Genomic DNA, 6199 nt, shown 5'->3' on the forward strand with positions numbered 1-6199 from the left:
AGAAGGATTAACGATGATCAACTACTTAACCGCGGGCGAATCACACGGTCCCCAACTCACTGCGATTATCACCGGTGTTCCGGCTGGTTTGCCAATCAACCCCGACCAAATCAACGCCGCCCTCGCCGCCCGTCAAGTTGGCTACGGCCGGGGACTGCGCCAGCAAATCGAGCACGATACGGTAGAAATCCTCAGCGGTATCCGCCACGGTCAAACCCTCGGCTCGCCGATCACCCTAGCCATCCAAAATCGCGACCATGCAAACTGGGGCACGGTGATGGATCCGTTCGGCCAAGCGGGACGGGAAGATGCTAAACGCGCTCTGACCGACCCTCGTCCCGGCCACGCCGATCTGGTCGGGGGCATGAAGTACGGGCAAACCGATCTTCGTAATATTCTAGAACGCTCCTCCGCCCGGGAAACGGCGATCCGAGTCGCAGTCGGCAACGTTTGTGAACAGCTATTGGCCACGCTCGGCATTCAGCTCTGCGGTTACGTACGCCAGCTTGGTCTGGCCCTAGCCCAGGGTGATGAACCGCTGGACGTCAGTCAATTGGCTCAAGGAATCGACAATGATGTCCGCTGCTTTGATCCAGCGATGATCCCAGCAGCCCATGACGCCATCGACACTGCCAAGCAAAAGGGTGACACCCTCGGCGGACTAATCCGGGTCGTGGCTAATGGCGTTCCTGCTGGTCTCGGCAGCCATACCGAATGGAACACCAAGCTCGACGGTCAGCTGGCCGGCGCAGTAATGGCAGTCAACGCTGTCAAAGGCGTCAGTTTTGGGATCGGCTTCGACGTAGCCAGTGTTCCCGGCAGTCAAGTCATGGACGAGATCAACTGGACCCCAGAGGCCGGGTACACACGAGCATCAGATCAACTCGGCGGCTTTGAAGGCGGCATGACCAACGGAATGCCAATTGTGCTGAACGCGGCTGTCAAACCGATTCCAACCTTGACGCGGCCCCTGAAGACCGTCAACATCACTAACCACCAGGCGGCTAAGGCCAGTCGCGAACGTTCTGATACCAGCGCCGTGGTCCCCGCTTCTCTGGTGATCGAAAACGTCGTTGCCATCACCCTGGCCCAGGCGATCACGGATACCTTCGACAGTAATAGCCTGCCACGCCTACAAAAGCAGCTGTCGGCTTACCGTCAAGAATTGCGGAACTTCTAAGGAGGAGCTTATGACAAGAATCCAGTTAAGCCCCGCCCCAGCAGGTCTTCACGGCCAGCTCCGGGTGCCAGGCGATAAGAGTATTTCCCACCGTGCCGTGATGCTAGGCGCTTTGAGTAAGGGCCGCACGACGATCGACCACTTTTTACTTGGTCAGGATTGTCAACACACCATCGAGGCTTTCCGCCAGTTGGGCGTGCCGATCAATATGGTCGGCGATACGGTCACCATTCATGGTGTCGGGCTGACCGGCCTTCGCCAGCCTGCCCAGGCGTTGCAAATGGGCAATTCCGGAACTACGACGCGACTGATGATGGGCATTCTGGCCGGCCAGGATTTCGACACCGAATTAGTTGGTGACCCCTCCCTTTCGAAGCGGCCGATGAAACGGGTCAGCCAGCCGTTAAGCCAATTTGGTGCTCGCGTCCTGACCAGCGAGGGTGGGACCCTTCCCTCAACGGTGGTTGGCCAGCCGCTTCACGCCGCTGACGTTCAACTAGCCGTCGCCAGTGCCCAAGTCAAAAGCGCCCTCATCTTTGCGGCTTTGCAAGCAAACGGGGAATCGACGATCCGCGAAAAATTGCCGACGCGCGATCATACCGAGCTGATGCTTCGCCAATTCGGCGCCGATATTCAAAGCAGTGCCGACCGCCTAACAATCACCGTCCAACCGCATCCTGTCCTACGGGGGCAGCACGTCCTCGTTCCTGGTGACATCTCCAGTGCTGCCTTCTTCCTGGCAGGAGCCGCCATCACCCCTCATTCATCCCTAACCTTGCAAAAAGTCAACCTCAACCCAACCCGAACCGGGATTATCCATGTTCTGCAAAAGATGGGCGCCCAAATCGACATCCAGCCCCTAGCTAGTGATGGCGAACCGTTGGGTGACATCACGATCCAAAGCAGCCAACTGCGGTCAATTGATATTACAGCAACCGACGTCCCGGCAATGGTCGATGAACTACCGCTGGTTGCGCTGCTCGCTGCCCGGGCCCACGGCACCAGCACCATTACCGGTGCCAGTGAATTGCGAGTCAAAGAAACGGACCGCATTCAGACCGTCACCACAACCCTGCGGCAACTGGGAGTCCAAGTCAAAGAGTTGCCGGACGGCTGGCAAATTACCGGTCGTGATGCCTGGAAGCTGCAGGATCCGGTCTTCAGCTCATTTGGTGATCATCGGCTGGGAATGCTCGTGGCTATCGCGGCACTGACCAGTCCCACCGCCCTCAGCCTGGATGGTGCCGAGGCCATCGATGTCTCTTACCCGGGCTTCTTAGCGGACCTCCGACAAATCAGCGGAGGCGATCAGCAATGAAAATCATCCTAACGGGTTTCATGGCGAGTGGCAAAAGCTCAGTTGGGCAAATGTTGGCCCAGCGACTATCCTGTCCTTACACCGACCTTGACCAAGTTGTCACTATAACCGCCGGCAAATCCATTCCCCAAATCTTTCACGAAGATGGTGAAGCTGCTTTTCGAAAACTTGAACATGACCAGCTCGCCGCCGTCATCGATCAAGGGGGAATTCTCGCCACTGGTGGTGGTACACCTGTCCGGGCGGATAACCAGGAAATCTTGATTCAGTCGCCTGCACTGGTGGTTTTGCTAGAAACTTCGCCGGAAATCATCGCCCAACGTCTGCAGCAACAATCCGGCCGACCCCTAGGCGACCAGCTAAACGCGGCGGGCATCGCGGCTCTGCAAAAGCAGCGGGCTAGTACTTACCACCGTGTCGCCGACTTGGTTATTTCTACCGACCAACTCGCGGTGGAGACGATTTGCCAGCAGATCATTGACTACCAAGACAATAATTAAGCAAAAGGCTGGGGAAGTTTGGTGCTTTCCCAGCCTTTTAATGTCAATTATCCAAATCGATCGTTTGCATCACTTCGGATCCATCACGTCACTGGCATAGGGGAGATGCATATGGGCGGGCACATCATCCCAGTGGACGGGATAACCAGCACCATGAGCGCAAAAGACGGAACCAGGAGTGTTTGACAGGTCGCTGACTGGATCGTAATGAGCCGCCGCGATGATCGCTTCGGCGTCGTGACACGGCTGGTAGCCATCGACTACGCACTCTAGCTGCCCCTGGCCATGCGTGTAGGAACGGACTGTTTGGGCATAGTCGCGCATCATGCTGACTGGAGCTGCCCCGATCAGTATTGTCTGGGACCCCACCTGCTGAGGACTATTGACCTGGCCACCCATTCGGGAAAGATCGGTCAAAGCCCGGCCAACACTCGCCTGGTCCAGTGTTAAGCGGAAGGAATACCAGGGTTCTAACAGCTGGCAAGCACCACACTGCCGCAACTCCATCAAGCCTTGCCGGACGGCCCGCCAGGCTGCTTCGCGAAAATCGCCACCCACCGTATGAACGATATTGCCCTTCCCGGCAATCAGGGTGATGTTGATGTCTGTCAGCGGCGCCCCGATTAAGACTCCGCGATGCTGTTTAGCCTGCAAAGCCACCAGGATTTGATGTTGCCAGGAGAGATCCAGAACATCGCCGCTCAGCTGAGCCTTGTAATGGAGTCCGCTTCCGCGGGGCGCTGGTTCCAGCAGCAGGTGCACTTCTGCATAGTGGCGCAGCGGTTCGAAGTGGCCAACCCCTTCGACCGGCTGCTTAATGGTTTCCTGGTAGAGGATGCTACCGGCCGCAAATTGCACGTCGATACCCCATTCTTCGTGCAAACGCTGCTGAATTACCTCCAGCTGCACCGGCCCCATCACTTGAACGCGGATTTCGTGCAGTTCGTTATTCCAGATCACCCGCAGCAAAGGATCTTCATCAGCTAGCTGTCGCAGGGCTGTCAAGGATTGCTGAACTTGGTTGGCCGCTGTTGTTACAGTATAAGCCATTACCGGTTGGAAAAAGGGTCGCCCGCTATCCGTGCACTGGCCGAGTCCCTGCCCCTGGAAAGTGTCCGTCAAACCGGTCACTGCACAGCAATTCCCTGCTGAAATTTCCCGGGAAATCTGAAAATGAGCTCCGTCGTAAACTCGTACTTGGTCGGCTTTCTGGTTGCCGAGGGCTTGCTTGGCCTTCAACGTCCCGCCGAGCACCCGTAGCCAGGTTAGACGATTACCCTGCTTATCATGAGAAATTCGAAAGACTCGTGCTCCAAACTGACTGGGCCAGTCGGCTTCTACTGTCCACTTGCGCAGACCCTCCAGCAATTGCTCGACTCCTTCATTCTTCAAGGCTGAGCCATGAAAGACCGGGAAAATTTTACGCTGGTTAATCATTTTCCGCACTTGGTCGTCACTGATACTTCCCTGATCCAGGTAAGAAGCCAACACATCATCATCGCACATCGCCGCCTGCTCGACTACGTCATCAGTCAAGCCCTGGTCAAAGGACAAGCAACTGACAGAAAAGTCTTGCAACTGTGCCAGCGTCGCCTGCAAATCGGCGCCCAGACCATCACACTTGTTCACAAAAATAAATGTCGGTACTTGGTAACGTTTCAGGAGACGGAAGAGGGTCCGCGTGTAACCGGTAATTCCGTCAGTGGCGGCCACCACTAGCACCGCGTAATCCAATACCCGTAAGACATCTTCTGTCTGGGCAGCAAAGTCGACGTGCCCGGGAGTGTCGAGCAGGGTTAACTGCATTCCCTGGCTCTGCAGCTGGGCCTGATGAGAAAAGATAGTGATACCCCGTCGTTTTTCCTCCTGATCAGGATCGAGAAAGGAGTCTCCGCGATCAACCCGGCCAAGCTGGCGGATGGCGCCGGTCTGATACAGCATTGCCTCAGATAGCGTTGTTTTTCCGGCATCAACTGGGGCAATAATACCGGCGACAATCTTTTTCATACATTTCACCTCGGCTTGTATTATACCCGCCTGGTGATGGACATGCTAACAAAGCGGGGCTATGATGAATTTTGCAAATAAGCAAATTGAATTGAAAGGGAGTTCATTCCATTGAAAAAAGGCGTTCTACTGATTAACTTAGGCACCCCAGCTGCCCCAACCGCCACAGCGGTGCGGCCATTTCTCCATCGTTTTCTGGGCGATCCCCGCGTTATCAATACGCCCCGGGCTATCTGGCTGCCGATCCTCAACCTAATGATTTTGCCCAAGCGCCCGGCTGCTTCCGCGGCTAAGTACAAGCAGATCTGGTCCAAGGATCATGGCTCACCGCTCGATTACTATACCAAGCGGCAAACTGCTCAATTGCAGGCACTGCTTCCCGACTATCGCGTGGATTACGCCTACTCCTACAGTCATCCCCTGATCAGCGAGGGGCTCCAGAAAATGGCGGACGCTGGCGTTAGTCAACTCACCATCATCCCCCTGTATCCACAGTATTCCACCACGACGATCGGCTCCGTCATGGATGACATCAACCGTTTTTACTACCGTCGCGCTCACATCCCAGAACTGCACCTGATCAGCGGTTTTGCTGACCGAGCCGATTATCTGGACCTTCTAGCCGGCAAAATCCAGCAAGAGTTAGATCAGGACGATTACGACCAAGTCGTGATGTCCTACCATGGCATTCCAGTCTCCTACGTCCAAAATGGCGACCCCTACCCCCAACAATGCCAAGCCACCACTGCTGGCGTTAAAGCGCGGCTCAAAACCAAGGTGCCAGTTATCCAGACTTACCAGTCCAAGTTTGGACCAGCACAATGGCTGACTCCGGCAACAGACGCCACAATGAAGGCTTTGCCGGGCAAAGGCGTCAAGCGCGTCCTCGTCGTCTCCCCTGCCTTCGTGGCCGACTGTCTAGAAACTCTGCAGGAACTAGATGTAGAAAATCGGGCTTACTTCCTGGACAATGGTGGTCAACACTTTAAGCTGGTGCCGTGTTTTAACGATGACCCAGCTTTCACCAAAGTCCTTGCCCAGATCGTGAGCGGCAAATAACAAGTTGCGGCAGAGTCGACAGTTAGTTGAAGTGGTATAATAGAAATATATATTTATTTTCTAAATTTCAAGAATAAGTTAGCCACTAAGCTGAAATAAATAGCACTGACCAATTAATTATTGGTTGATGAGAAC

At 55.2% G+C, this 6199-nt stretch carries 5 protein-coding genes; 4 read left to right on the forward strand and 1 reads right to left on the reverse strand.

Going from position 1 to position 6199, the window contains the following annotated elements:
- The first annotated feature begins 13 nt into the window (after positions 1 to 13).
- From aroC to QOR82_RS05430, 3 genes are read left to right on the forward strand one after another with little or no spacing between them, the layout of a single operon-like run.
- On the forward strand, positions 14 to 1180 hold the full coding sequence (gene aroC, locus QOR82_RS05420; RefSeq protein ID WP_283583758.1) for a chorismate synthase: 1167 nt from the start codon (positions 14 to 16) through the stop codon (positions 1178 to 1180).
- A 10-nt stretch (positions 1181 to 1190) separates the two neighbouring features.
- Entirely contained in the window at positions 1191 to 2498 is a 1308-nt protein-coding gene (gene aroA, locus QOR82_RS05425) for a 3-phosphoshikimate 1-carboxyvinyltransferase (protein ID WP_283583759.1), read from the forward strand.
- Complete coding sequence (locus QOR82_RS05430; RefSeq protein ID WP_283583760.1) at positions 2495 to 2998, forward strand: shikimate kinase; 504 nt, start codon at positions 2495 to 2497, stop codon at positions 2996 to 2998. Before aroA ends, QOR82_RS05430 begins: the two co-directional genes overlap by 4 nt.
- 69 nt (positions 2999 to 3067) lie before the next feature.
- On the opposite strand, the gene QOR82_RS05435 is transcribed toward QOR82_RS05430, so the two are convergent.
- Complete coding sequence (locus QOR82_RS05435; protein ID WP_283583761.1) at positions 3068 to 5005, reverse strand: GTP-binding protein; 1938 nt, start codon at positions 5003 to 5005, stop codon at positions 3068 to 3070.
- A 111-nt stretch (positions 5006 to 5116) separates the two neighbouring features.
- On the opposite strand from QOR82_RS05435, the gene hemH reads away from it, so the two are divergent.
- Complete coding sequence (gene hemH / locus QOR82_RS05440; protein WP_283583762.1) at positions 5117 to 6064, forward strand: ferrochelatase; 948 nt, start codon at positions 5117 to 5119, stop codon at positions 6062 to 6064.
- Positions 6065 to 6199 lie beyond the last annotated feature (135 nt).

The organism is Limosilactobacillus difficilis (assembly GCF_947387495.1).
GTDB lineage: Bacteria > Bacillota > Bacilli > Lactobacillales > Lactobacillaceae > Limosilactobacillus > Limosilactobacillus difficilis.